The 24,622-nt window shown below is 71.2% G+C and carries 24 protein-coding genes; 12 read left to right on the top strand and 12 right to left on the bottom strand.

Going from position 1 to position 24,622, the window contains the following annotated elements; genetic code table 11:
- The first annotated feature begins 66 nt into the window (after positions 1–66).
- Positions 67–1,191, top strand: a complete 1,125-nt coding sequence (locus FVE25_RS36095) for a hypothetical protein (protein ID WP_157251846.1) — start codon at positions 67–69, stop codon at positions 1,189–1,191.
- 22 nt (positions 1,192–1,213) lie between these two features.
- Here the strand turns inward: FVE25_RS36095 and FVE25_RS36090 are convergent, their stop codons facing one another.
- The 5 genes from FVE25_RS36090 to FVE25_RS36070 all read right to left on the bottom strand — a co-directional run bounded on the left by FVE25_RS36090 (position 1,214) and on the right by FVE25_RS36070 (position 4,528).
- Positions 1,214–1,783 carry an ASCH domain-containing protein gene (locus FVE25_RS36090; protein WP_157251844.1) on the bottom strand — a complete coding sequence of 190 codons (570 nt, stop codon included), beginning with the start codon at positions 1,781–1,783 and terminating at the stop codon, positions 1,214–1,216.
- A 161-nt stretch (positions 1,784–1,944) separates the two neighbouring features.
- Positions 1,945–2,172, bottom strand: coding sequence for a hypothetical protein (locus FVE25_RS36085; protein ID WP_157251842.1), 228 nt, complete (start codon positions 2,170–2,172; stop codon positions 1,945–1,947).
- Positions 2,173–2,296: 124 nt separating this feature from the next.
- Complete coding sequence (locus tag FVE25_RS36080; RefSeq protein WP_157251840.1) at positions 2,297–3,049, bottom strand: GntR family transcriptional regulator; 753 nt, start codon at positions 3,047–3,049, stop codon at positions 2,297–2,299.
- 150 nt (positions 3,050–3,199) lie between these two features.
- On the bottom strand, positions 3,200–3,694 hold the full coding sequence (locus tag FVE25_RS36075; RefSeq protein ID WP_157251838.1) for a VanZ family protein: 495 nt from the start codon (positions 3,692–3,694) through the stop codon (positions 3,200–3,202).
- Positions 3,695–3,820: 126 nt separating this feature from the next.
- Positions 3,821–4,528, bottom strand: coding sequence for a dienelactone hydrolase family protein (locus FVE25_RS36070; protein ID WP_157251836.1), 708 nt, complete (start codon positions 4,526–4,528; stop codon positions 3,821–3,823).
- Between the two features lie 104 nt (positions 4,529–4,632).
- Here FVE25_RS36070 and FVE25_RS36065 point away from each other — a divergent pair, with 104 nt between their 5' ends.
- The 3 genes from FVE25_RS36065 (at position 4,633) to FVE25_RS36055 (ending at position 7,409) form a co-directional block, all read left to right on the top strand.
- Entirely contained in the window at positions 4,633–5,403 is a 771-nt protein-coding gene (locus FVE25_RS36065) for a 2-keto-4-pentenoate hydratase (RefSeq protein WP_246267951.1), read from the top strand.
- Positions 5,404–5,559: 156 nt separating this feature from the next.
- A complete protein-coding gene (locus FVE25_RS36060) occupies positions 5,560–6,678 on the top strand; it encodes an ABC transporter substrate-binding protein (protein WP_157251832.1) in 1,119 nt (372 codons plus the stop codon).
- 143 nt (positions 6,679–6,821) lie between these two features.
- A complete protein-coding gene (locus FVE25_RS36055; protein ID WP_157251830.1) occupies positions 6,822–7,409 on the top strand; it encodes a LysE family translocator in 588 nt (195 codons plus the stop codon).
- Here the strand turns inward: FVE25_RS36055 and FVE25_RS36050 are convergent.
- Positions 7,406–8,449: a DUF2293 domain-containing protein gene (locus tag FVE25_RS36050; RefSeq protein WP_246267943.1), complete on the bottom strand. Its 1,044-nt coding sequence runs from the start codon at positions 8,447–8,449 to the stop codon at positions 7,406–7,408. The two genes, FVE25_RS36055 and FVE25_RS36050, sit on opposite strands and share 4 nt — an antisense overlap.
- Before the next feature lie 141 nt (positions 8,450–8,590).
- Here FVE25_RS36050 and FVE25_RS36045 point away from each other — a divergent pair, with 141 nt between their 5' ends.
- Entirely contained in the window at positions 8,591–9,355 is a 765-nt protein-coding gene (locus FVE25_RS36045) for an FKBP-type peptidyl-prolyl cis-trans isomerase (protein ID WP_181019824.1), read from the top strand.
- Positions 9,356–9,359: 4 nt separating this feature from the next.
- On the opposite strand, the gene FVE25_RS36040 is transcribed toward FVE25_RS36045, so the two are convergent.
- The 3 genes from FVE25_RS36040 to FVE25_RS36030 are packed head-to-tail and all read right to left on the bottom strand — an operon-like array spanning position 9,360 to position 12,239.
- A complete protein-coding gene (locus FVE25_RS36040; protein WP_157251823.1) occupies positions 9,360–9,926 on the bottom strand; it encodes a TetR/AcrR family transcriptional regulator in 567 nt (188 codons plus the stop codon).
- A gap of 31 nt (positions 9,927–9,957) precedes the next feature.
- On the bottom strand, positions 9,958–11,319 hold the full coding sequence (locus tag FVE25_RS36035) for an N-acetylmuramoyl-L-alanine amidase (protein WP_157251821.1): 1,362 nt from the start codon (positions 11,317–11,319) through the stop codon (positions 9,958–9,960).
- Positions 11,316–12,239 (bottom strand): M23 family metallopeptidase, encoded by a 924-nt coding sequence (locus FVE25_RS36030; RefSeq protein ID WP_157251819.1) that lies wholly within the window; start codon positions 12,237–12,239, stop codon positions 11,316–11,318. The genes FVE25_RS36035 and FVE25_RS36030 overlap by 4 nt, the downstream gene beginning before the upstream one ends.
- Before the next feature lie 148 nt (positions 12,240–12,387).
- Between FVE25_RS36030 and FVE25_RS36025 the strand changes: the two genes are divergently transcribed.
- On the top strand, positions 12,388–15,057 hold the full coding sequence (locus FVE25_RS36025) for an AfsR/SARP family transcriptional regulator (RefSeq protein ID WP_246267941.1): 2,670 nt from the start codon (positions 12,388–12,390) through the stop codon (positions 15,055–15,057).
- On the opposite strand, the gene FVE25_RS36020 is transcribed toward FVE25_RS36025, so the two are convergent.
- The gene (locus FVE25_RS36020; protein WP_157251815.1) at positions 15,054–15,563 is read right to left on the bottom strand and encodes a GNAT family N-acetyltransferase; all 510 of its coding nucleotides are present in this window, start codon (positions 15,561–15,563) and stop codon (positions 15,054–15,056) included. The genes FVE25_RS36025 and FVE25_RS36020 overlap by 4 nt on opposite strands.
- A 2-nt stretch (positions 15,564–15,565) precedes the next feature.
- Positions 15,566–16,900 carry a methylation-associated defense system protein kinase MAD6 gene (gene mads6, locus FVE25_RS56510; protein WP_157251813.1) on the bottom strand — a complete coding sequence of 445 codons (1,335 nt, stop codon included), beginning with the start codon at positions 16,898–16,900 and terminating at the stop codon, positions 15,566–15,568.
- Between the two features lie 70 nt (positions 16,901–16,970).
- Between mads6 and FVE25_RS36010 the strand changes: the two genes are divergently transcribed.
- The 6 genes from FVE25_RS36010 (at position 16,971) to FVE25_RS35985 (ending at position 21,368) form a co-directional block, all read left to right on the top strand.
- Positions 16,971–17,597, top strand: a complete 627-nt coding sequence (locus FVE25_RS36010) for a type 1 glutamine amidotransferase family protein (protein WP_157251811.1) — start codon at positions 16,971–16,973, stop codon at positions 17,595–17,597.
- Positions 17,597–18,043: a MarR family winged helix-turn-helix transcriptional regulator gene (locus FVE25_RS36005; protein ID WP_157251809.1), complete on the top strand. Its 447-nt coding sequence runs from the start codon at positions 17,597–17,599 to the stop codon at positions 18,041–18,043. Before FVE25_RS36010 ends, FVE25_RS36005 begins: the two co-directional genes overlap by 1 nt.
- 76 nt (positions 18,044–18,119) lie before the next feature.
- The gene (locus tag FVE25_RS54505; RefSeq protein WP_219825784.1) at positions 18,120–19,091 is read left to right on the top strand and encodes an RICIN domain-containing protein; all 972 of its coding nucleotides are present in this window, start codon (positions 18,120–18,122) and stop codon (positions 19,089–19,091) included.
- 53 nt (positions 19,092–19,144) lie between these two features.
- Complete coding sequence (locus FVE25_RS35995) at positions 19,145–19,753, top strand: TetR/AcrR family transcriptional regulator (protein WP_246267934.1); 609 nt, start codon at positions 19,145–19,147, stop codon at positions 19,751–19,753.
- Positions 19,754–19,802: 49 nt separating this feature from the next.
- On the top strand, positions 19,803–21,200 hold the full coding sequence (locus tag FVE25_RS35990) for a pyridoxal phosphate-dependent decarboxylase family protein (protein ID WP_157251808.1): 1,398 nt from the start codon (positions 19,803–19,805) through the stop codon (positions 21,198–21,200).
- A gap of 12 nt (positions 21,201–21,212) precedes the next feature.
- A complete protein-coding gene (locus FVE25_RS35985; protein ID WP_157251806.1) occupies positions 21,213–21,368 on the top strand; it encodes a YchJ family metal-binding protein in 156 nt (51 codons plus the stop codon).
- A 3-nt stretch (positions 21,369–21,371) separates the two neighbouring features.
- Here the strand turns inward: FVE25_RS35985 and FVE25_RS35980 are convergent, their stop codons facing one another.
- The gene (locus tag FVE25_RS35980; protein ID WP_157251804.1) at positions 21,372–24,572 is read right to left on the bottom strand and encodes a GH92 family glycosyl hydrolase; all 3,201 of its coding nucleotides are present in this window, start codon (positions 24,570–24,572) and stop codon (positions 21,372–21,374) included.
- Positions 24,573–24,622: the final 50 nt, after the last annotated feature.

The following is a 24,622-nucleotide window of genomic DNA, read 5'->3' as shown; positions in this document are numbered from 1 at the left end:
ACGTCTCGTCGTCAGACACTCACAAATCGCAGTTCCCCCGCCTCACGCAGACCATAGGTAACCCCCATGAAAAACCAGCACGAGAGCATCCCCGATCTGATGCAAGAGGACACCTTCGAAGTCGTGATGCGCGGTTTCAACCGCCGTCAGGTCAACGACTACATGATGAGAACCCGCAACCAAATCCGGGATCTGGAAGAGCGGCTGGCACGGGCGATCGACCAGGCTGAGCAGGGTCGTATCGAACTGGCCGAGGCCAGGCGGCGCATGGTGGAGTCCCCGCAGAGCTACGAGGACCTCAGCCCCAGGCTTGCGCAGATCCTCAAGCTGGGAGAGGAGGAGGCCGCCGCCAAGCGGGAGGACGCCGAGAGCGAGGCCGCCAGCGTCCGCGACGCGGCCAGGTCCGAGGCCGACCAGATGCTCGGCTCGGCCAGGGAGACCGCCGACAACATCCTGACCTCCGCCCAGGCGGAGGCCGAGCGCCGCGTGGCCGAGGCCACCAGCGCGGCCGAGCGCATGCTGGCCCAGGCCGGAGCCGACGCGGAGGAGACCCTGACCACCGCGCGGGCCGAGGCGGAGGAGGCCCTGCGCGAGGCCAGGTCCGAGTCCGACCGCATGGTGACCGCCGCGACCGGCGAGTCCGAGCGCCTGGTCGAAGGGGCGCAGGACGAGGCCGAGCGGACGGTGACCGCGGCCCGCGCCGAGGCCGCGCAGACGCTCGACTCCGCCCGCGCCGAGTCCGAGGCGACGCTGTCGGCGGCGCAGCAGCGCTCCGCCGAACTGGACGAGCACGCGGGCCGCCGGGTCGCCTACCTGACCGACACCCACGGCGAGGTCGTGCGCCGCCTGACCGAGATCAGCTCGGTGCTGGGCGACCTCATGCGCGACGAGGCGGCGGCCGGTCCGCTGCTTCCCGCGCCGCCTCCGGTAGAGGAGCCCCTGACAGTCGCGGCAGAGTCGTCCGCCGCAGAGGCTCCCGCGGCCGAGGAGGCCGTGACGCCCTATGACGCCGGGGCACCTGCCTACGACGCCGAGGAGGACGCGACGATCCCGGCCGGGGCGGCGCCCGCCGTACCGGCTCAGGAGGACGTGCGGGTGATCGTGGCCGATTCGCTGGAGGAGCCCGAGCCGCGGCGCAACCCCGGTGAGGACACCGACGTCACCATCAGCCTCAGCGACGTGCGCAAGTAAGACCGTGACATCACGGGCCCCGCTACGGCGGGGCCTGTGTCATGTCCAGGTAGGCGCGGCCTCTGGGAGAGATGCGGTAGCCGGTCTCCAGGCTGATCGTGAGCCCGAGGTTCTTGAGCTTGCGCACGTTGAGCTTGAACGTGGGCAGGTCCTGGCCCACCTCGGGCGCGAGGTCGCCGGCGCGGACGCCGGGATGCTCGGCGATGAGGCGCAGCGTGGCCTCGGCCCAGGGGCCGAAGCGGGTGAGGCGCCCGGCGAGACCGGCCACGTCGTCCTCTGACAGGGTGACCGACTCGGCGAGCGTGTCACGCGGGTCCTTCGCCTCGGCCAGGTGTACGGCGATGCGGTGGATCGGGTCGGCGCCACGGGCGTCGAGGTCGCGGCGGAGCGTGGCGGCGTCGGGGAAGCCCGCCGCGCGGGCGTCGTCGTCGGTGATGTCGGTGACCACCTCGACCGCGCTCACGCCGGCGATGCGGCCGTCGCCCATGCGGTAGCGGCCACCGGGTTTGACCTGGCTGCGCTTCCAGCGGCGGAAGGCGAGCGTGATCGTGCCGTCGGCGATGCCCTCGCGCAGGCGCTGTTCGAAGAGCATGCCACGACCGTACTCCGTGGGCGGAAGCCTCCGCCCCCGATCGGGTCGGAGGCTTCCGCGACCTTGGCCCCGTTCTGGGGGCCCGGTGCCGGAGCCGCCGAGACGCTGGACCCGGCACCGGGCTGCTCGTGTGCCGCTGGAGCGATAGAACGCTCCAGCGGCTAAGGGGGCTCAGGCTCCACCGGCCCCGCGCGCCGCTGTTGATCCCGGAGTTGGTCACGCAGACCTTCCGGGTCATCGGCGTCGATGGTCATCGCGCAACCGGCATCGCGCTGCTCGGCGTTGAGCGGGTGATGCCGCGTGGCCCACCAGCGACCGGCGTCGCTGCGCCAGATCGTCCAGTGAGGGAACTCCCGGGCAATCTCCGCGAGATGCCGGTCAAAGGTCATGGGTACCCTTCCCGGACCCGCTGTCAGGCGACGATTCCATCTCCTTCGACGATGCGGCACCTCTCTAGAGAGGACAAGCTTCGAAGAGGATACGTCAACCTATCGCTTGACATTTCGGCTTGACCTAAGCATCGAAATCGTACTGAAGTACATAGGCGGCCGAGTCCAAAACCATCTCGTTCAGCTCGACCGGAAGTCCGCCCGAGGTGTAGGCGGTCCGGCAGACCTCGATCACCGGAGTGCCGCCGGGCAGGTCCAGGAGACCAGCTTCGCGCGGGCGTGGCATCCTGGCGCGCACCTCCTCGGTGAAGTGCGCCGGAGGGAGCCCGAGATCGCTGAGCCGGGCGTAGACGCCACCGGGGCCGGTGTCGGCCTGGGTGATCGCGCTGCCCTCGACCAGGCCGGCGGGGAAGTAGGACGTGGCGAGCTGGACCGGCCGGGTGTCCACCGAGTAACGCCGCCGCCTGACCCACACCTCGGTGCTCTCCAGCACCGCCGCGACGTCTTCGGTGGCGTTCTCCCTGGTCACCTCCACTTCATCGACGGTGAAGGGACGCCCGCGGGTGTCGGCGTCCCAGATCGCCCGCCCCTGGCCCCACTGTTCGCGGGAGAGCCGGCGGGAACCGTGTCGGCGTATCGGTTTGAACAGGCGCACGTAGACCCCCGAACCTCGCTTGGGCACCGCCAGCCCTTCGTTGATGAGTACGGCAAGCGCCTGCCTTGCGGTGGCGCGTGCGATGTCGTGCTCTGCCATGAGCGCGTTCTCTCCCGGTAGCCGATCCCCGTCGCGCAGCTCGCCGGCCATGATCCGTGAGCGGAGGCCGTCGGCTATGCGCCGATAGATGGGGGGCTCGTGGGGTACCGGGGATTCAGACACGTTTGACCACCCTCTGTCACCAACCGGGTTTGGCGTCTCCAGAGAACTTGCCCCGTCTTGTCCACGATCGCACAGATACGCAGGTTGGTCGCGTGCTTCTTTTGGGTGGATCGTGCCTGTGTGGTGATCTCCGGGGGTTTTCCCAGGCCGTTACCTTGGAACGGTCCTATCCGGTATTGCCGTAGCCCACCAGCGCCGTGTAATCATGGCGGCCAGGACGGCGCCAGCCGTGTTGATCAGGACGTCGTCCACGGCCGAGTCTCGGCCCAGGCGCAAGCCGTACTGAAGGACCTCGAGAATTCCGGAGGCGAGGGCGGCCACGGCGGCGACGCGGGCGAGTGAGGCGAAGCGCGCCGAGCGGATCGGAAGCAGCGCGCCGAGGGCGGCGAACACCAGCAGATTGCCGCCAACCTGCACGAACACGGTGCTCCATGAGGACGCGGCGATGTCCGCCAGCGCGCTGAAGGGGGCGAGGGTGATCGTGCTCGGGCGGCCGGAGGGGGTGAGGATCATCCAAATCCAGGGTGCGGTGCCGACCGCTATTCCGACATCGGCCAGGGCGGTGCGGAGGGGCGCGGGGTGGCCGCGGCGGGCGCGGCCGCGGGCGACGTACAGGACGCCGTACGCCGCCAGCGGGAGTGCCATAACCGCAGCTATGACGACATTTCCCCACACGTCCCAGGCTTGGGTCACGGTCTCATCGTGGAGTACCGGAATCTGGCGCTCCAGACAGGGTGTGTAGGGGGCGTGTGCAGCTTTCGTGCAGCCCTATTACGGACGGACCGGAATGTGGCGGCGGAGGAAATCGACCGTCAGCTGCCAGAGATCCGCAGCAGCCTCCGGGTGGTAGAAATCGGGCGCCTCATGGTTGTGGAATGCGTGTCCGGCGCGCTCGTCCACGTACGTCTCGACGTTGGCACGGCCCTCCGCCGCCCGCTCCACCTCAGCCACCCGCTCACGCGGGATGTAGGGGTCCCGGCCGCCGAAGGTCAGCAGCAAAGGCGCCTCGATCGAGTCCAGGAGCTCCAGCGCGTCCGGTACGGCCGAGCCGTAGTAGGCGATCACCGCGTCCATGGGCTCCCCACCGGCCAGCGCGAACGCCTGCGAGCCGCCCAAGCAGATGCCGAACGCGCCGACACTCCCGGTGACCTCGGGCAGCGCGCGCAGGTGGGCCAGCGTGGTGGCGCAGTCCTTCACGCCCTGCTCGGGATCGAACTGCCCGAGCACCTCGAAGGACGCCTGCAGCCCCGCCGCGTCGTGGGCGCCCTCCCAGTTGCGGCGCACCCGCCAGAACAGGTCGGGGGCGGCCACGACGTAGCCGAGCGAGGCGAGGTCCTCGGCGACCTTCTTGATGTACGGGCCGACGCCCCACACCTCCTGCAGCAGCAGGATGCCGGGACCCCGGCCCCCTTCCGGCAGCCAGACGTGGACGTCGAAGGCGCCGTCGGAAGTGCTCACAAGATCAGTACGTGTCTCCATGCCCGGCAGCGTAATTGGCGCAGATCGCCCGCCGGGGGGAGTATGGCGAGAAAGAAGCGACCTCGCCGGAGTGAAGCCATATGCACGATGAATGGTCAGAGGCAGTGGACGTGCGCACCCAGGCGGCCGACCGGCTGCTGGAGGCGGCCAAGTCCGGCAAGCCGTGCCCGCCGGTCCGGGATCTCATCAGCACCGCCGGCGACGGCTACGCCGTACAGGCGATCAACACGCGGCGCGCGCTCCAGGAAGGACGCAGGATCGCCGGGCGCAAGGTCGGGCTCACCAACGCCGAGACGCAGCGGAAGTTCGGCATCGACCAGCCCGACTTCGGGATGCTGTACCACGACCGGGCGCACCTGGACGGGCGGCCGATCCGCCTGGAGTCCCTCCTGCAGCCGAAGGTCGAGGCCGAGGTGGCGTTCGTGCTCGCCCGGGACCTGGTGGGCGGGCCGTTCAACGCGGCCGAGGTGATCAGGGCGGTGGACTTCGCGCTGCCGGCGATCGAGGTGGCCGACTCCCGCATCGAGGACTGGGACATCACGCTGCCCGACACGATCGCCGACAACGCCTCCGGCGGCGCCTTCGTCCTCGGCAACGACCCGAGGAACCTGCGTGACCTGAGCCTGCGCGACGCGGCCATGACCATGACCCGCAACGGCGAGGACGTCTCGTCGGGCTCGGGCGCGCGGTGCATGGGGCATCCGCTCAACGCCCTGGTCTGGCTGGCGAACGCGGCCGGGCAGGGGGAGTATCCGCTGCGGGCCGGTGAGGTGGTGCTCACCGGGGCGCTGGGCCCGATCGTCGTGCCGGCGAGCGGGGACGTGTTCGAGGCCCGCATCGACGGGCTCGGCTCCGTACGGGCCGCGTTCGCCTGACGGAGATCGTGCTCGCCTGACGGACGCCGGTTCGCCTGACGGTGATCGTGCTCGCCTGACGGACGCCGCGTTCGCCTGATGGAGGGTCGGCGCCCTTCCCTTCCGCCGCCGCACGCGCGAGTATCTCGGAAACGCGTAGCGGTGGCGGGAGGCTCCATGAAGTACGCCTTGCTCGCTCTGGCCGCCGTTCTGGCCGCCGGGTGCGGTGGCGCGGCCACGCCCCGGGCGGCCGACGAGTCCGTGCTGACGGTCGGCGCGATCATCTCCCAGACCGGCGTCTACGCCGCACTCGGCGACGACATGGAGGCGGCGATGCGCCTCTACCTGGACGAGCACGGCGGCAAGCTGGGCGGCAGGGCGGCCAGGCTGGTGGTGGCCGACGACGCGGGCGCCCCGGAGACCGGCCAGCAGAAGGCCAGGCAGCTCACCGCCGAGCACCAGGTCGCCGTGATCACCGGCCTGGTCGCCTCGCCGGTCGCGGTCGCGGTGGCCAAGGAGGCGACGGCCCAGCAGGTGCCGGTGGTCATCGCCAACGCCGGCGCCGACGCCCTGGGCGGCCCCGGCGTGTTCCGCGTCTCCTACACCAACTACGCCCACGGCTTCGCGGCCGGTCTCTACGCCGCGCGCACGTACGGCAAGGACGGCGCGGTGCTGATGGGCGCCGACTACTCGGCCGGCGCCGAGACCCTGAACGGCTTCGCCGAGGGGTACGCCAAGGGCGGGGGCGCCAAGCCGATCAAGCGGATCCTCACCCCGTTCGGCAAGACGCGGGACTTCCGGCCGTACCTGAGCCAGATCCCGGAGGAGGCCGCCTTCCTCTACGTCTTCTACGCCGGCGGCGAGGCGATCACGTTCGCACGGGACTTCAGCCGTTCCGGAGCGAAGGTCAAGCTGCTGGCCTGCCAGAACATCACCGACGAGGACGTGCTGCAGGCGATCGGCCAGGACGCCGAGGGCATCGTGAGCGTCGGGTTGTACTCGCCCGCGCTGGACAACCCGGAGAACCAGGCGTTCACCGCCAAGTGGCGGGCCAGGACCGGCAAGAATCCCTCGGTGGTCGCGGTGCAGAGCTGGGACGCCATGAGCCTCATCGACCAGGCGGCGGCCCGGGGCGGCAGGCTCGCCGACGCGCTGGAGCGTGCCGGGGAGATCCGCAGCCCGCGCGGCGCCTTCACCCTGGACCGCCGCCACAACCCCGTGCAGAGCTGGTACGTGCGCGAATACACCGACGGCGTCAACAAGGTGATCGCCACGATCGCGCCATCCGCCTTCTGACCCCCCGTGTCATGACAGGTGATCGCGTCGCCTAGGATTGGGTCCGCCCACAAGGCACATTTGTGTTAACCCGCGTTCTCGTGCGGCCTGCACACCAGCGGGTTGGCGGGAGCGCGTCCTCAGTTTCCAGGGAGACCCCCGCCATGCTGCTGACCTTCACGGTCACCGCCCTGATCATGATCATGATTCCGGGGCCGGACGCCGCGCTCATCATGCGCAGCTCGCTCGCCCACGGCCGCACCGCCGGGCTCCTCACCATGACCGGTGGGCTGCTGGGGCTCGGAGTGCACGCCGTCGCCGCCGCCATCGGACTGTCCGCGCTGCTGGCCGCCTCGCCGTCGGCCTTCTCGGTCCTGCGCTGGCTGGGCGTCGCCTACTTGTTCTGGCTGGGGATCCAAGGGCTGCGCGCCAGGGGTACGGCTCCCGCCGACGGCGACCGCCCGCCCGCCGGATCCCCCCTCCGGCATGTGCGCAACGGCTTCCTGTCGAACCTGCTCAACCCCAAGGTGCTGCTGTTCTTCGTGACGTTCCTGCCGCAGTTCATGCACGGGGTGGCGCCCCTACTGCTGTCGGCGATCTTCGCGGCGCTCTACGCGGCGTGGTTCACCTTCTACAACCTGGTCGTGGACAAGCTGGGCGCCCTCCTGCGCCGGCCCAGGGTACGGGCCCGGGTGGAGCGGGTGACCGGCGTGGTGCTGGTCGGATTCGCGCTACGGCTGGCCGTCCCCTAGCCGGCGGCGCGGAACTCGGCGAGCTTGGCCTCGATCGCGCCCCGGATGCGCTCACGGGCCTCCTGGCGCGGGACGCCGGACATCAGCATCCGGTCGTAGCCGGTGTCCAGGTGGCGGATCGAGGCCACCACGGCCAGCGTGATCGCGTTCTCGTCCAGCGCGCGGGCCGCCGCCGACCGGCCCACCCGGCCACTGCCCCGCTGCCCGGCGTGCTCGGCGATCTCCCTGGCCCGGTCCTCGGGACAGCCCGGGAACAACCGGGCGATCTCCGCCGCCATCCGCGCCTGGAAGCCGAGGTCTTCCGCGGCCCGCCGTACCCGGTCGCGGTCGCGGCGGCGCAGCCGTACCTCCTCGTCGGCCAGGCACGACTCCTCGGCCAGCGCCAGCGCGGCCTCCTCCACCAGCACGCCCACCCGCTGGTAGAGCTTGCGGCGGCGGTTGAACTCCACCACGACCGCCGACAGCCCGCTCTCCTTCTTGGCCCGGCGGCTGAGCGTGGCGTTGCCCGCGGGCAGCAGGACCAGGTGGTCCAGGTCCGCGCAGGTCAGGCAGTGCGGCCGGTCGTCCTCCATGATCAGGAACTCGCCGGTGCCGCCGCACTCCGCGCACGCCCAGGGCCGCTCGGACCGCACGGCGACCAGGTCGGGGGCCTTGGCCTGCCGCTCGGTGATCTGCTTGACCCGGGCGTCGCTGAGGCCGGGCGAGAGCCAGTGGGTCTTGTAGGGCTCCTGGTCGCCACCGCCGGTGAAGCGCAGCTCGCGCCGGTCGCGGCTGCTGGAGACGTACGGCGTGGCCACCGGGCGCAGCCCTTTGCCCTCTGCCCACTCGCGCAGGAGGGCGGCGGCGGTGAGCATGCGCGCGTCGTCCACCGCGGCCAGCTCCGCCAGGGTCGTGGCCCGGCCCTGGCGCCAGGTGTCGACGTGACGCGTGTGCAGCCAGCGCAGACCGGTGACGATGTCCACGAAGGTGACGTACTTGCGGTGGGTCAGGGCGATCTCGGCCGCTTCCGCCACCCGTCGCGCGAGGTTGGGCCTGCTCACCCCCTCAGCATGCCGCATCCGTTGGCCCTGGCATGCCAATCCCTTGGGGCGATCCGGGCAACGAATGTGAACATGCGCCACCTGTGCCTGCTTCTGTTGCTGATTGTGGCTTCCTGCGGTTCCGGTGCGGCGGTACCCGAGGTGACCGGGGCGTTCGGCACCCGGCCGGTGATCACCCTGCCCAGCGGGCGGCCCGAGCCGCGGGCCGTCGTCCTCTCGGAGGGGCGGGGCCGGGTGACGCAGCTCGGCGACGTGGTGGTCACCGACGTCGAGATCCGCGGGTGGGCGGGGAACGAGTCGTACCTGAACACCTACGACACCGGGCAGCCCGCCACCGTGGTCCTCGACGGCCGGCCCGCCTCCCGCGCCTGGCAGCAGGCGCTGACCGGCCGTGCCGCGGGCAGCCGGGTGCTGCTCGTCACCCCGGCCGCCGAGGGGTTCGGCCCCGACGGGCGGCCCGCCGGGGCCGGGCCCGCCGACACACTGGTGATCGTCTTCGACATCCTCGGCGGCTACCCGCCCGACGCCCGCCAGCCCGGCCGGAGCCTGCCCGCGCTGCCCGCGAACCTGCGCCCGTCGGAACGTTCCCGCACCCTGATCGACGGCTCCGGCCCGATGGTCCGGCCCGGCGCCAAGATCGTGGTCCAGTACGTGGGCGCCCGATGGCCCTCGGGCGCCGTCTTCGACTCCTCCCACCGGCGCGGCGGCCCCGGCGGCTTCACGCTCAGGCCGGGAGCCGTCCCGCCCGGCTGGGTCGAGGCGCTGACCGGCAAAGCCGTGGGCAGCCGGGTGGCCATCGCCGTACCCGCCGCCGCCACGCGCGGCTTCTCCGCCACCACCGGAGGCATCGGCGTGCCCGCGGGAAACGCGCTCGTCTACGTGGTGGACATCATCGACGCCCTGTGAGGCTTCAGTGGGTGAGCGTGCCGTGGAGCGTGCCACGCAGACGCTGCCAGCCGGAGGTCTGGCCCGGCTGGAGAAAGGTGCGCATCCGCAGGCCGCGGACCGCGTCGAGGACGGTGAGCAGGGACTCCTCGCGCACCCTGTCGTCGAGCGCGGCGGTCAGCCCGGCGGTCAGGGTCCGGTCGCACTCGGCGAGCCGGGCGCGGATCAGGGGATCGGTACGGGCGGCCACCAGCAACTCGACACCGGCCTCGAACAGCGGCCCCTGGTGCGCCTCCCAAATCAGCTCCAGGGCGGTCTCGGCCCAGTCGTCGGCCTCGCGCAGCCGCGCGAAACCGGTCCTGGCGGCGTCGAGCTGCCTTTCCGCCAGGTGTTCCACGGCGGCGAGGACCAGGTCGGCCTTCGTGGCGTAGTGGTGCACCATCGCACCCCTGGAGACACCCGCCAGCCCGGCCACGCGCATCGTGGTCGTGCCGGAGTAACCGTAGGCCACCAGGCAGTCGATCGTGGCGTCGAGGAGGAGCGCCCGGGTGGCCGTGCTGCGCTCCTCCTGCGTGCGCCGGGCTGCGGTCATATGACCAGCGTAGGCCGCCGGTGACCGGCCGCTACCCGCAGTGCTCGAACGGGCTGGTGTAGGTGGAGCCGCCCGCGGAGCCTCCCCACTTGACGCACTTGTCCGGGGCGGTGGCGCGCACCGGGCCGGCGTAGTAGGAGAAGCTGCCCGAGTCGGTGATCCGCGTGCTGCCCTGAACCTCCAGGAAAGCGCTGACCGGCGTGGCCGCGCCGAGCGAGGTGTGCTTGATCGTGGCCACGCAGTTGCCGCCGTTCGCGGCGTTGTAGAGCAGGTAGACCGTCGCCGCGCTGCCCAGGGCCTGCGAGTCGATCACCTTGTAGCCGCTCTCGCAGACCGACTCGGGCGTGTGCGGGTTGCCGCTGCCGCCGGTCACGTAGCTCATGTACTTGGCCCAGTCCCAGTGGGGGCCGGGGTCGGTGTGGTCGTTGCCGGGCATCTCGGAGTGGGCCAGGATGTTCGCCCTGGTCTTCGGGATGCCGTACCGGTCGGCGATGTTGCGGGTCAGCGCCGCCGAGGCCCGGTACATCTGGTCGGTGAACCACGCGGCGTTGTCGACCCAGCCCTCGTGCTCGATGCCGACGGTGTTGGTGTTGGCGCCCCTGACGTGCCAGGCGATGTCCTTCTCCCGCACCGTCTGCGTGATCTGGCCGTCGGAGGAGCGGACCACGTAGTGGGCCGAGACCTTGGCCCTGGGGTCCTTGAACCACCCGATCGTGCCGGCGTAGGTGCCCTGCGCGACATGGATGATGATCTTGTTGATGGCCGCGCTGGAGGGCCGGTTGGCGACCGTGTAGTTGGAGCTGAGGGCGGGCGACCACAACGCGCCCGGGTAGTCGACCGCCGCGGCGGCGAACGGGGCGTAGTCGCCGGGCCGCTCCGGCTCCACCGCCTGCGGCTTGACCCGCACGCCTCTGGTGTCGAAGCCGGCGGACAACGCCTCGTAGACGGCGTCGGCGTAGATCGTGGCGGTGCTCGGCGAGCCGCCGTACGCGCCGATCGCCGCGTACCACTTGGCGGGGTCCTTGCGCGCGCCGGCGTCCATGCCGAGCGCGTCGGCCTTCGAACGCAGTACGGCGGCGCCGCCGAGCACGTTGGCCGCGTCGTCGGTCCTGAGTTCGCCGGCCGGGGTGGAGGTGAGCCTGGCCGCTTCTTCCAGCGCCTTCGGCCGCAGGTGCATCATGCCGTAGCCGCCGGAGGCGCTGGGACGCCCCTGGTGCCCGTCGAGCCGGCTCTCGGCGTAGGCGAGCGAGGCCAGGAGGTCGCGGGGGATGTCATAGCCGCTCGCGGCCCGGTCGAACGCGGCGGCGAGGGGGTCGGCGGAGGCGGCCGCCGCGGCGGCCTGCTGGCCGGAGACGACGAGGAGTCCGGCCAGCAAGAGGGTTCTGGTTTTCATGATCCGCAGTGCTCGAAGGGGGAGTCGTAGGTGGACGAGCCGGCCTTGCCGCCCCATCTGACGCATTTGCCGGGGGCGTTGGCGTAGACGGGACCGGCGTAGTAGCTGTAGTTGCCGGAGTCGGTCTTTCTCGTGCTTCCCTGGACTTCCAGGTAGGCGGTGACGGCGGTGGGCGTGCCGAGGGAGGTGTGCTTCATCGTGACCACGCAGTTGTTGCCGTTGTCGTTGTTGTAGAGCAGGTAGACGGTGCCGGAGGAGCCGAGGGCGGCGGAGTCGATGACGTCGTAGCCGGCGCCGCACGCCTCCTGCGGGGTGTACGGGTTGGTGGAGCCGCCGCAGTTGCGCGAGGTGATCGTCTGGGCCGGGTAGCCGAAGGTGGTGCCGTTGAAGACCGCCTGGCGGATGTTGCCCGGGTAGCCGTCGCCCTGCCGTACCTCGTAGTGCAGGTGGGCGCTGATGTTGTTGCCCGGGGCGCTGGTCTTGCCGACGGTGCCGATCTGCTGGCCCTGGGAGACGCTCTGGCCCACGGTGACGTTGCGGACGTTCAGGTGGGCGTAGTAGGTGGCCCAGCCGCTACCGTGGTCGATCTTGACGAGGTTGCCGAAGCGGTTGACCGAGCCCTGGTGGGAGGAGATCACCACGGTGCCCGCCGCGGCGGCGACGACCGGGTCGCCCAGGTCGGCGTCGGGGGTGCTGCCGCGGTTGAAGTCGATCTCATGGGAGCGGTGCGCGCTGCTCTGGTCGGAGTTGCCGTACCAGCTTTGCCCGCAGGGGAAGGGCAGCTGGAAGTTGGTGGCGAGCACCTCGGCCTCGGGGGAGAGCGGCTGGGGGTCGGCCGACGCCGCGGACGCGCTGGTCAGCGCGGCGCCGATGCCGAGTAACAGGGAGACGCCTGCGACCAGTGCTGCTCTGAGCTTCATGACGATCCTCTCGGGGTTTCTGGGATCTTCTCCGACCAGGGTGTGCATAAGCCGCATAAGAAGCGTCCAGAACAGATACAAAGAGGCTGTCAGTCTCCAAAAGGGACGGGATGCGGTCATGTCTGTCACTTTTGCTGTGCTCGGACCGTTGGAAGTCCGGTCCGGCGGTGAGCCCGTCCGGGTCTCCGGCAAGAAGCCCCGCATGCTGCTCGCCACGCTCCTGCTCAACGCGGGGCACGTGGTGGGCACCGACCAGCTCGTCGAGGTGTTGTGGTCGCAGCGGCCGCCCCGCTCGGCCCAGGCCAACGTCCGCACCTATGTCAGCTCGCTCCGCTCCGACCTCGGCGGCGGGCACCTGCGCGGCGACGGCACGGGTTACGCCATCGACGTGTCCGGAACCGACCTCGACCTCCTGCGCTTCGAGGACCTGGTGGCCCGTGGCGGCTTCGCCGAGGCCCTGGCCCTCTGGCGCGGCGCCCCGCTGGCCGACCTGCCCGGCAGCCCGCTGTGGGACCGCCGCCTCGACCCCCTCCTGGAGGTACGGCTGCGCGCCGCCGAACGCCTGATAGCCGATCTGCTGGAGCGCGGCGACCAGACAGGCGCCATCACCCAGCTCAGGACCCTGCTGGCCGAGCACCCCTACCGCGAGGACCTGTGGCGTCAGCTCCTTCTGGCCCTGCACCGGGCCGGCAGGAAGGCCGAGGCGCTGAAGACCTACGGCCAGATCCGCGCCCAGCTCGTCGACGAGCTCGGCGTCGAACCCGGCACGGACCTGCGCCGGGCCTATGAGACGATCCTGGCCGACGAGTCGGCGCCGGGCGGCCCTCGCCGGCTCCCGGCCGACGAGGCGCCGAGCGTGCCCCGCCAGCTCCCGCCCGACCTGCCGGACTTCACCGGGCGGGGCGAGCAGCTCGCCGCCCTGGCCGGGCCGTTCCGGGTGGCGATCGTCTCCGGGCCGCCGGGCGCCGGCAAGAGCGCGCTGGCCGTACACGCTGCGCACGCGCTGCGCGAGCGGTATCCCGAGGGGCAGCTCTATCTGGACCTGGCCGGTCGCGAGGCCGGCGACGTGCTCGCCGAGGCATTACGGGCGCTGGGGGTCGAGACGCCGCCGCCCACGGCGCACGAGCGGTCGGCGCTGCTGCGCACGCTGCTGGCCGAGCGGCCGATGCTGGTGCTGCTTGACGACGCCGGGGACGCCGAGCAGATCCGGCCGCTGCTGCCGGGCAACGGCAGCGTGGTCCTGGTCACCAGCCGCAAGAAGATCACCGACCTGCCCGGCGCGCTGCAGGTCGACGTCGGTGAGCTGCCGGCGGCCGACGCGCTCCGCCTGCTGGGCCGGATCGCCGGGACCGACCGCCTGGCCAGGGAGCCCGAGGCCGCGAAGGCGATCGTGGCCGCCTGCGGCGGGCTGCCGCTGGCCGTGCGCAGCGCCGGCGCCCGGCTGGCCGCCCGCCCGGGCTGGTCGCTGGCGGTGTTGCGCGACCGGCTGGAGGACGACCTGCTCGGCGAGCTCAAGGAGGTGCGCGCCAGCCTGGACCGCAGCTACGCGGCGCTGCCCGAGGAGGCGGCCCGCGCGCTGGGCGCGCTCGGCAGGCTCGGCGGCCAGGCGCAGCCGGGCTGGGTGATCGGCGCCGTGCTCGACCGCCCGCGCGCGGAGGACGTGACCGATCTGCTGGTCGACGCCAACCTCCTCAGGCTCGTCGGCACCGACCAGGTCGGCCAGCCCCGCTACGTCGTGCCCGGCCTGATCGGCGCCCACGCCCTGGAGCGCCACGCCGACCCGAGCGCCGTCGGCCGCGTCCTGGCCGCCTGGACCGCCGCCACCGAGCACGCCATGACCCGCCTGCCGACCGTCGTCTTCAGCCTGACCTCGGCCAGGGCGCCGCGCTGGGAGCTGCCCGCCCGCACGCTCGACCGCCTCACCGCCGACCCGGCGGGATGGTTCGCGGCCGAGCACGACACACTGGTCGCCGCCGTGGGCGTGGCCGCCGAGGCCGGTCCGTCCGCGTCCGCGTGGGGGCTGGCCGCCGCGCTGGTCCCCTACTTCGATCTGCGCTGCCACTTCGACGCCTGGCAGCGCACGCACACGCTCGCGCTGGCCGCCGCCCGTGCGAACGGCGACCGGTACGGCGAGGCCGCCATGCTCAGGGGACTCGCCCAGGTCAGCCTCTACCAGGACCGCTACGAGGAGGCCGCGGCCCAGTTCGCCCGCGCCCGGCGGATCTTCCAGGCGCTGGGCGAGCCGCGGGCCGAGGCCACGACCCTGTGCGGCCTGGCCGCGGTCGCCCTGTTCCGCGGCGACCAGGTCCGCGCGCTGGGCCACTACCGGCGGGCCCTGGCCATGTTCCTGGCCGCCGGCGACCAGAACGGCGAGGCGTTCGTGCGCCAGGCCATCGGCCGGCTCTGCCTCGGCAACGGCGACCTGGCCCGGGCGGGCCAGTGGCTCGACCAGGCCATGCGGCTGGCGCAGGAACTCGGCGACAGCCACCGGGAAGCCTGCGTCAGCCTGCAGATCGGCAAACTCCAGCAGGCCGTCTCCTTTCACCGGCACGCGCTGGACATCTTCGACTCGCTCGGCGACCGGCACTGCGGGGCCTACGCGATGCAGGGCCTGGCCGGACTCCAGGTAGCACGCGGCGAGTGGGCGCCGGCCTCCGCCGGTCTCGAACGCTCGCTGGAGGTCTTCCAGGAGCTCGGCGACCGCAGCGGAGAGGCGCAGACCACGCAGATGCTCGGCGAGCTGCACCACTCGGCCGGACGCCCGCACCTGGCCCGCGACTACCTGGAGCACGCGAGCACGCTACGCCGCAGCCTCTAGTTGAGGTCGGCGCGCAGCATGCTGTAGAGGACTCCGTCCTGCCAGTGGCCGGCGCGGAAGCCGATGCCCCGCAGGATGCCCTCCTTGGTGAACCCGGCCTTCTCCAGCGCCCGCTGCTCGGCCACGTTCGTCACCTCGGTGCTGGCCTGGACCCGGTTGACCGTCGAGTGGTCGAACAGGTATCTGGCCAGCAGTTGCTGCGCCTGTGTGCCGTAGCCCTGCCCCCTGAATTCAGGGGCCACGATCAGGCCCATCTCGAAGCAGTAGGAGACCCTGCTGGTCATCTGCTTCGTCCAGGACATGAAGCCGATCCGGTCATCGCCCCTTGCGATGATCAGATAGCCTCCGTCGTCGCTGATGTAGCCGTTCTCCTCCCAGCGTTTGCGGTGACGGTGCGGATTGTGCCAGCCGTACCACTGGTGGGCCCCCGTGCCCTTTTCGTCGTTGGTCAGGTGATTGAGGAAGGGCAGGTCATCTTCGCGCACAGGACGCAGTGAAACATCCATGATCAAGACAGTACGCGGCGGAAGAGGCGCCTGAGACGGGATTCCTGACGAATGCCCTCGAGGGACGCCAGGCTATCCGCGGCGGTAGGTCGTTTGGCCGCGGAGTGGTCGAGCATCCTGGTCACCACCTCGGGCACCTCCGGCCCGCCATGGGCGTCGGGGCCGCTCGGCAGCTCGCCGGTGAGGAGCTGGTAGGCGATCACCCCGGCGGCGTAGACGTCGGAGGCCGGGGTCATGCGGTCGGGGCGTTCGTGGCATTCCGGGGCCACGTAGTGCATGTCCAGCACGTTGCCCAGCTCGTGGGCGACGGTGAAGTTCCTGGCCCCGGGCTTGGCGTAGTCGAATCCGGTCAGTACGGCGTGGCCGTCGTCGGTGACCAGGACGCTGGCCGGGGTCAGGGCCCGGTGGATGACGCCGTTGGCGTGGGCGTGGGCCAGGCCGCGCAGCATGTCCTGGATGACGGTGAGGCGGGCGGCCGGCCGTACGTGCAGGGACTGGCCGTGGACGTCGTCGAGGACGAGCACGAAGCGGCTTTCGTCGTCGATGGCGAAGAAGTCGCGGGAGCGGACGACGTTGAGGTGGGGCGGGATGCGGGCCAGCGTCTGGTAGGCGTTGGCGATGCGCTGGCGTTCGGCGGCGCGGGCGGTCTGGTCGGCCAGCGGGTCGGCCTGGTAGACGCGGAGCAGGACCGTCTCGCTGCCGGGGAGGGTGGCGTTGAAGGCGCGGTACTCGGTGACCTTGGCGTCGCCGCCGAGTTGTTCTTCGACCTCCCAGTTGCCGAACCTGGGCGGGGCGGTGCTGCGCCGTACCGACTGGTGGAGGGCGTCGAGGATGGCGTCGGCGTAGGGGCGCACGTCGGGGCTGCCGCCGCGGCGCACGCGGGTGACGTCGGCGAGGGTGTCGATGAGGGCGTCGAGGTGGGTGGTGTTGGCGGCGTCGCGGCCGGCGGGGTCGGCGAGTTCGGCGTCGGGGGAGGTGAGGACGACGAGGCTGTCCACGTAGACGCGTTCGAGGCGGCGGTGGGCGTCGACGAGCAGGCCCTTCAGGGCGCGGGCGGTGCCTCTGAGCTTGGTGACGGGAGAGCCGACGGCGCCGCCGCGCTGGGGGAACCATCGGGCGCCCGAGACTTCGATGCGGCCGCGGGTGCCTTTGACGTCCACGACGACGAGGGAGTGGGGGGTCAGGACGATGAGGTCGACTTCGAACAGGTCGTCGCGGCGGGGGATCTCGACGTTGTGCAGGAGCAGCCAGTCGGCCGGAGCGTGGTCGCGGAGGTGCGCGATCACGCGTCGCTCGGCGTCGTTGACCGGAATGCCGCCGCCGACGATCTCTGCCATAAGGGCCATCCTCGCACGGTTGCCCTCCCACAGTGTTGACAGCATCCTGTCGTCATGACAGAATACTGTCATGACGAAGCGCACAGTTCACCAGGCCCTGTACAGCACGCTCGCCGACTGGGAGACCGGGCACGCCATCGCCCACCTCCGCAACGGCGCATGGCACCGCGAGCCGGGCGGCTTCGAGATCGTCACGGTCGGCGCCACCCTCGATCCGATCGTCACCGCGGGCGGGCTGCGCATCGTGCCCGACATCACGCTCGACCGGCTCTCCCCCGAGGACAGCGCGATGCTGATCCTGCCCGGCGCCGACACCTGGGTGACCGGCGAGCTCGACGCCTTCGGCGCCAAGGCCAAGGAGTTTGTCGAGGCGGGCGTCCCGGTCGCGGGAATCTGCGGGGCGACGGTCGGGCTGGCCCGGCAGGGGCTGCTCGACGAGCGCGCGCACACCAGCAACGTGCTGGAGTTCCTCACGATGACGACGCCGGGCTACAAGGGCGCCGAGCGCTACGTCGAAGCCGACGCGGTCACCGACGGCGAAGTGATCACCGCGGGCGCGACCGAGCCCGAGGCGTTCGCCCGCGAGATCTTCGCCAAGCTCGGCGTCTACGAGCCCGAGGTGCTCGACGCGTGGTTCCGCCTCTTCCACGACAGCGACGCCTCGGCCTTCATGGTCCTCGAGGCGGCGGGGCACTGATGAGCGAGGAGGCCGATCTGCTGTCCGGCAGCGCGATCACCTCGTTCCGGCTCAACGGCCAGTTCCTCGCCATCGCCGAGGAACTGGCCCGCCCGGCCGGGCTGACCGCGGCCTGGTGGCAGGTGCTCGGCGCGGTGCTGCGCGAGCCGCTGCCCGTCGCCGGCATCGCCCGGGCCATGGGGATCACCCGGCAGAGCGTGCAGCGCATCGCCGACCTGCTGGTGGACAAGGGCCTGGCCGAGTATCTGCCCAACCCGGCGCACCGGCGGGCGAAGCTGCTGCGGCCCACGGCCGAGGGATTTGCCGCCGTGGAGAAGATCGGGCCCGCCCACCAGGCGATGGCCGAGCGCATCGCCGCCGCGGTCGGCGACGACTGGCCGGCCTGTCTCGAGGCGCTGGAACGGCTCTCGCGCGCCCTCGACACGTTGGATGACCAGCGGCAGTAAGGATCTGTCGACCATTCGTCAATGCCGGGACGTGAGGCTCCGGAGATCGCACAAGCGACCCTCAGGAGGGCGACACGTGAAGAAGCGAATCCTGACCACCGCGGCCGGGGCGATCACCGGCCTGGCGCTCATGGTGCCTGCCGCCGCACCGGCGCAGGCGGCGGGCCCGGCGGCGCTCATCGGCGGGGTGTTCAAGGCCGCCGAGCTGATCGACAAGCTGATCAAGCTGGCCGGCGACCAGAAGGAGCGTTCGGAGGGCGTCGAGGCGCTCATGGAGGAGATGCGCTCCGACACCCGCGACGAGTTCAACATCATGATCGCCAACTTCAGCACGGCGGACTACAGCGGCCTGCCCACGGCCTCGACCGACCCCGACTACCTGTTCAAGCAGGTCACGATCGGCTCGACGCGCTATGGCGTCTGGATCTTCGACGAGGACGGCACGTTCACCAACAAGGGCGACGGGGGCTACCTCAACTGGCGCTTCTTCGCGCCCGGCGGGTTCACCCGGCTGAACAAGGACGGCCAGCCCGACCCGAAGGGCCCGACGGTCAGGTTCAGCGAGTCTCCCCAGGACGGCAAGCACGACCTGGCCGACAAGGCGCAGGGCGCCGACTGGGACTCCGACGACGCCGACCTGCCCAAGGACGACCCCAAGCCGGAGCCCAAGCCCGACCCCAAGCCGGAGCCCGGTGACAAACCCGCGCACGGGAAGAAGGTGACGCTCAAGTCCGACAACGGCAAGACGCTCGGCCCGGTCACGCTGTGGGACAAGGGCAACGGCAACTGGGAGATCGAGCCCACGGCCACCGGCACGCTCTACGAGGTCGTGCCGAACAAGTGGACCGTCCAGACGGCCAAGGCCGACCACGGGACCAAGCAGCTGTGGATGTTCCAGGACGGTGACGGCGACGGCCGCTACAGTATCGTCAACCGGTACAACCGGGACGCGGGCTTCTCCAAGGGCGGCTGCCTGACCTGGGACAACGGCAACCTCTGGGCGATCGACTGCAACAAGCCCAACGGTCAGCTCTGGACGCTGAACTAGGGCCTCCATCAAGTGATTGACCGGGGAGTCGTACCCGAAATATCGTGACATGGGTGCACCCTCAGGAGGCCATCGTCAAGGTCGCCACCCAGTTGTTCGCCGCGCTCGGCTACAACGGCGCCTCCACCCGGCAGATCGCCGACGCCGCAGGGCTCAACATCGCCACCGTCAACTACCACGTCGGCGGCAAGCGGGAGCTCTACCTCACGGTCATGGAGCGCGCCCAAGTGGCCGAGCGCACCGCGCTCGAATCCGCCCTGGTACGGCTGGCCGCCGCCACCGACCCCGTCCCCGCCATCCACCGGCTGATCGACGACTACCTCGGCTTCTGCGTCGAGCACCCCGAGATCCCCGCCCTGTGGATGCACCGCTGGCTGTCCGACGCCGACGACCTCACCGACCTCGAACGGCAGTACGCGCGCCCGACGGTCACCACCGTCACCCGCACACTGGAGGCCACCGGGGCGATCGGGCCCGGGGTGGACGTCGAGATGGCGGTCTGGACCTTCATCTGGACCGTGCACGGCTTCGCCAAGGGCGGCGTGCTCGACGACGACGGCCGCCGCCGGGGCTCCGGGGACCCGGCCGTGCTGCGGCGCTTCCGTGCCCATCTCCACCAGAGCATCCACAGGGCCCTGGCGCTGCCGGGGGAGACGTGGTGAGCACCGCCGACGACCTGCCGGCCGCGGTGGCCAGGCTGGGGGAGACGCGGTGAGCACCGCCGACGACCTGCTGGCCGCGGTGGCCAGGCTGACCGAGCACGACCTGCCGGTCCGCGGCGGCCGGGTGACCGCCTACGTCTACGACACCGGGCGCCCGGAGGTCCACGAGGCGGCCACCCGCGCCTACGCCGCGATGCTGGAGGTCAACACCCTCGACCCGACGGCCTTCCCGAGCGTGGTCGCCATGGAGAAGGAGGTCGTCGGCCAAGTCGCGGCCGTGCTCGGCGGCGGGCACGGCATCTTCACCAGCGGCGGCACCGAGTCGATCATGCTGGCGGTCAAGGCGGCCCGGGACGCGGCCGAGACCCGCAGGCCGAACCTGGTGGCGCCGGTGACCGCGCATCCGGCCTTCCACAAGGCGGCGCACTACCTGGGCTTGGAGGTCAGGGCGGTTCCGGTGGACCTGGAGACGTTCCGGGTGACGGCGGCAGCCGTACGGGAGCGCATCGACGCGGACACGGTGCTGGTGGTGTGCTCGGCGCCGTCGTACCCCCAGGGCGTGGTGGACCCGGTCGCGGAGGTGGCGGCGGTCGCGGCCGCCGCGGGCGTGCCCTGCCACGTGGACGCGTGCGTGGGCGGGTGGCTGCTGCCCTGGCTGCGGGAGGCGGGGGCGGAGGTGCCCGCGTTCGACCTGTCGGTGCCCGGGGTCACCTCGATCTCGTGCGACCTGCACAAGTTCGGATACGCGCCGAAGGGGGCCTCGGTGGTGTTGTTCGCCGATCCGGCCATGCGGCGCAGGGCGTACTTCGCCTCGGCGGCCTGGCCCGGGTACACGGTGATCAACGCGACCGTGCAGAGCTCGCGGTCGGCGGGGCCGCTCGGCGGCGCCTGGGCGACGCTGCGCGCGATCGGGCGCGAAGGTTACGTCCGGCTCGCCAGGGACACCCTGGAGGCGGCGCGCATGCTGCGCGAGGGGCTGGCGAAGATCCCCGGGCTGCGGGTGCTGGGCGATCCGGCGGGCTCGCTGATCGCGTTCACCTCCGCGGAGATCGACGTCTTCGTGCTGGCCGACGAGGCGCGGGCCAGGGGCTGGTTCATCCAGCCGCAGTTGTCGTACGCCGGGATCCCCGCGAATCTCCACATCACGGTCACCGGAGCCACGCTGGCCACCGTGGATGCGATGCTGGCGGTGATCAAGGAGTCGGCCGCGGCGGCCCGCGAGCGTGGTCCCGTGGCCGTGCCGGACGGGCTGATCGCGATGGTGACCGGGCTGGATCTCGACGCGCTGGGCGACCGCGAGTTCGGCGAGCTGGCCGCGGCGGCCGGCGTCGATCTGACGAGCGCGGGACAGCCGGGGATGGCGCTGGTCAACGCGATCCTCGACGCGCTGCCCGCGGCCAAGCGGGAGGAGATCCTGATCCGGTTCCTGTCGGTGATGTACACCTGACACGATGGATCCATGGCCAAGCGTTCCTGCCCCTGCGGGCTGCCCGCCCCCTACGTGGAGTTCCGCGCCCACTTCAGCCGGGCCGGGCGCACCGGTCACATGCACGAGGTCAGCAGGTTCGTCAGGGAGAACGGCGCCTGGGTCTACCTCGACGCCGCCCCCACCTGACCCCTAGGCGAACGCCCAGGTGAAGATGTGCATCGCCCCTTCGGGCACCGGCCCGAAGGTCAGGCGCTTCACCTGCTTGGCCGGATCCAGCGCGATCGGCTGGGCGGCGAACAGATACGACGGGATCGGCTGGAAGGCCCACGAGCCGCCGAACAACCGGGTCGGCATCCTGGCCACGATCTCGTTGCCGTGGCGCGGCTGCTGGCTGCTGAAGTTCAGGATCCAGTCGCTGAAGCCCAGCTTGCCGGTGCCGGTCGTGCCGTCGGTGTAGGTGACGGTCACGGTGACCTCGGGGTAGCCGAACGTCGCCGCGCCGAGGAAGGCGATCTTGGACGCTCCGGCGGGCGCGTTCACCTCCACCGGCTCGGGCCCGACCCGCAGGTGGTCCCACTCGCCCGGTTTGCGGTCCGGCCAGGTGAAGGAGAAGTCCTTCCACTTGTACGGCAGGCCGGGCCGCAACCCGCCGGCCGCCAGGCCCTGGTTGGAGTAGCTGAAGTTGAACCCGTCCAGGTTGGCGATGCCGGGCAGGGCGGGGTCGCCGATCCCGGCGCCGTTCTGCGCCCAGGCGACGGTGCCCTTCCTGGCCACGTTCAGCCGCAGCCCGGTGGTGACGTCACCGGCTACGATGTCCACCTCGTGGAACCCGGTCGCCGTCCCGGGATCCACGGTGACCGTGACCTTCTGGGTGGCGCTGCCGCCTCCCGGAACCTGCAGCGTCCCGCTCGCGGGGGTGACCGTGACCCCGGCCGGGGCCTTGGCCGCCCAGGTCACGCTCTGCGCCCGCCCGGCCGACTGCACGGCCAGCTCGCTGGTGAAGGTCCCGCCCGGTTCGACCGGCCCGCTGCCCGGCGCGAGCCCCGCAAGGTACGGCTTGGCCGTGTCGCCGAAGCTGGGCGGCGCGTGTCCAGGGCTGGCGCCGAAGGCGGTGTTGGGCTGGGCGCCCACGGTGACGTCGAGCCGCCCGCCGCGCTGGGCGAACGACTCCGGCAGGAACGCCCTGTCACTGGTGACCCCGTTGACGCGCATGCTCTGGATGTAGGGGTTGACCGGAGCCCCGGCGGCGGTGACCGTGATCGCCCCTTGGGGCCTGTCGATGGTGACCGAGTCGAACACCGGCGTGTTGACCAGCAGCTCCGCCCGCCCGGGAATGGCCGGGTAGAGCCCCATGGCCGACCACACGTACCACGAGCCCATGGCACCCAGGTCGTCGTTGCCGACCAGCCCGTCGGCCCCGGAGGTGAACAACTCGTTCTGCACCCGGCGTACCAGCTCCTGCGTCCGGTACGGCCGGCCCGCCCACGCGTACAGCCACGGCGTCCCCAGGGCCGGCTCGTTGCCCAGGTAGGCGTAGGGCTCGTGCGGCCCGGCGTTGAGCGCCTTGAAGAACCCGTCCAGCCGGGGCACGACCTTGGCCGGGCCGCCCATCACGGTGAACAGCCCGCGCACGTTGTGCGGCACCATCCACTGGTACTGCGCCCCGTTGCCCTCCACGTACAGCTGCATGCTGGCCGGGTCGAACGGTGAGACGAACGAGCCGTCCTTGGCCCGGGGCTGGATCCAGCCGTTGGCGGGGTTGTACAGGTTCTGCCAGTTCTGGGAGCGGGCGGTGAACTCCTGGGCGATCTGCGTGTTCCCGAGGCGGGCGGCCAGTTGCGCGATGCCGAAGTCGGCGATCGTGTACTCGAGCGTGGTGGCCGGGTCGATGGGCACGTAGCCGAGGCCCATGTAGTGCTCGTTGCCCGGCCGTTCGTCGTAGCCGAGCAGCGGGCTGCCGATGTCGCGGGGGCCGACCCGGCGGGCGGCCTCGGCCATGGCCTCGACCGCCTTCTGGGCGGAGAAGTCGCGGGCGCCGAAGGCGTACATGCTGGCCAGGATCGAGTGGTAGGGGTCGCCGACCATGACGCCGGTGATCGCGATCTGGTGTGACCAGCGGTCCCAGACGTTGCCGACGGCCTGCGCGTTGTCGTACATCGACTGGGCGATGTCGCTGCCGACGGCCGGGTCGAGCAGGGCGATCAGCTGGACCTCGGTGCGGTAGATGTCCCAGCCGGAGAAGAGCGCGTAGTGGTGGCGGCCGGGTTGCACCCGCCGGGGCTTCTGGTCGAAGCCGGGGTACTGGCCGTCGACGTCGTCGCTGACGTGGGGTTGCAGGAGCGCGTGGTAGAGGTTGCTGTAGAACGTGCGCCGGCGGTCGAGGGTGCCGCCGGTGACGCGGATCTGGCTGAGCCGCCGGTTCCAGGTGTCGTAGGCCAGGTCGCTGATCTGGGTGTAGTTCTGCGCGCCGACCTCGGCGGCGAGGTTGGCCTTGGCGCCTTCGAGGCTCACGTACGACAGGCCGACCCGCATCTGCACCTGCTGCCCGGGCGCGAACTGCACGTAGGCGCCCGAGCCCGGGCCGTTGGTGACGACGTCGCTCTCGCCGACGGTCTCGGCGTTCTCGACCCGGGCGGGGCCGGCGTTCTTGACGCGTGCGCCGCCGGGGGTGACGGTGTCGTTCTTCCAGGTGCCGTAGGCGGTGATGGGCCGGTCGAACGTGGCGTGGAAGTAGATCTTGTAGCGCATGGGCGGGCCGCAGAAGCCGCCGGTCTGGATCCAGCCTTCGACGGTGTTGCCGCTGACCCGGGTCTCGCCGTCGTCGACGCCGTTGATGGAGCCGCTGGTGTTCACCAGGACGGTGCCGGGCTTGCCGGCGGGGAAGGTGAAGCGGCCGACGCCGGCGCGGGTGGTGGCGGTGAGCTCGACCCTCACCCCGGTGTCGGTCTTGACGGAATAGGAGCCGGGGCGGCCGGTTTCACTCTCGTGCCCGAACGTCTGGACATAATCCCAGCCATTCGTCGCGGGGGAGCGGCCGATCACCCCGGAAAACGGCATGACGGGGAAATCCTGGGCGCCATTGCAGCCGGGGCCCGAGATGTGCGTCATGGAGAATCCGCGCAGCCGGTTGTCCTCGTAGGCGTACCCGCCGCCGGCCTCGGTGACGGTGTCGGGGCTCCACTGCATCATGCCGAAAGGCAGCACGGCGCCGGGGAAGGTCATGCCTCCGCCGCCGCCGTGGCCGAAGTCGGGTGCCGCTTCCTTGGTGCCGTGGAAGACGTTGACCAGGGCGGCGGGCTCGGGCTCCGGGGGAGGGAGGGACGTCGCGCCGGGCGGCACGGCCAGCCCGGCCAGCAGGGTGAAAGCGATCGGTAAGGACCATTGCGGCATTGCAGTCCTCCAAAAGTGTGATCACGATATGGAAACTCCAATGACCGAGC

Origin of the sequence: Nonomuraea typhae (assembly GCF_009760925.1) — a bacterium.
Taxonomy (GTDB): Bacteria; Actinomycetota; Actinomycetes; order Streptosporangiales; family Streptosporangiaceae; genus Nonomuraea; species Nonomuraea typhae.
The sequence above is the reverse complement of the archived record's forward strand: the minus strand, read 5'-3'. Positions and strand labels throughout refer to the sequence as shown.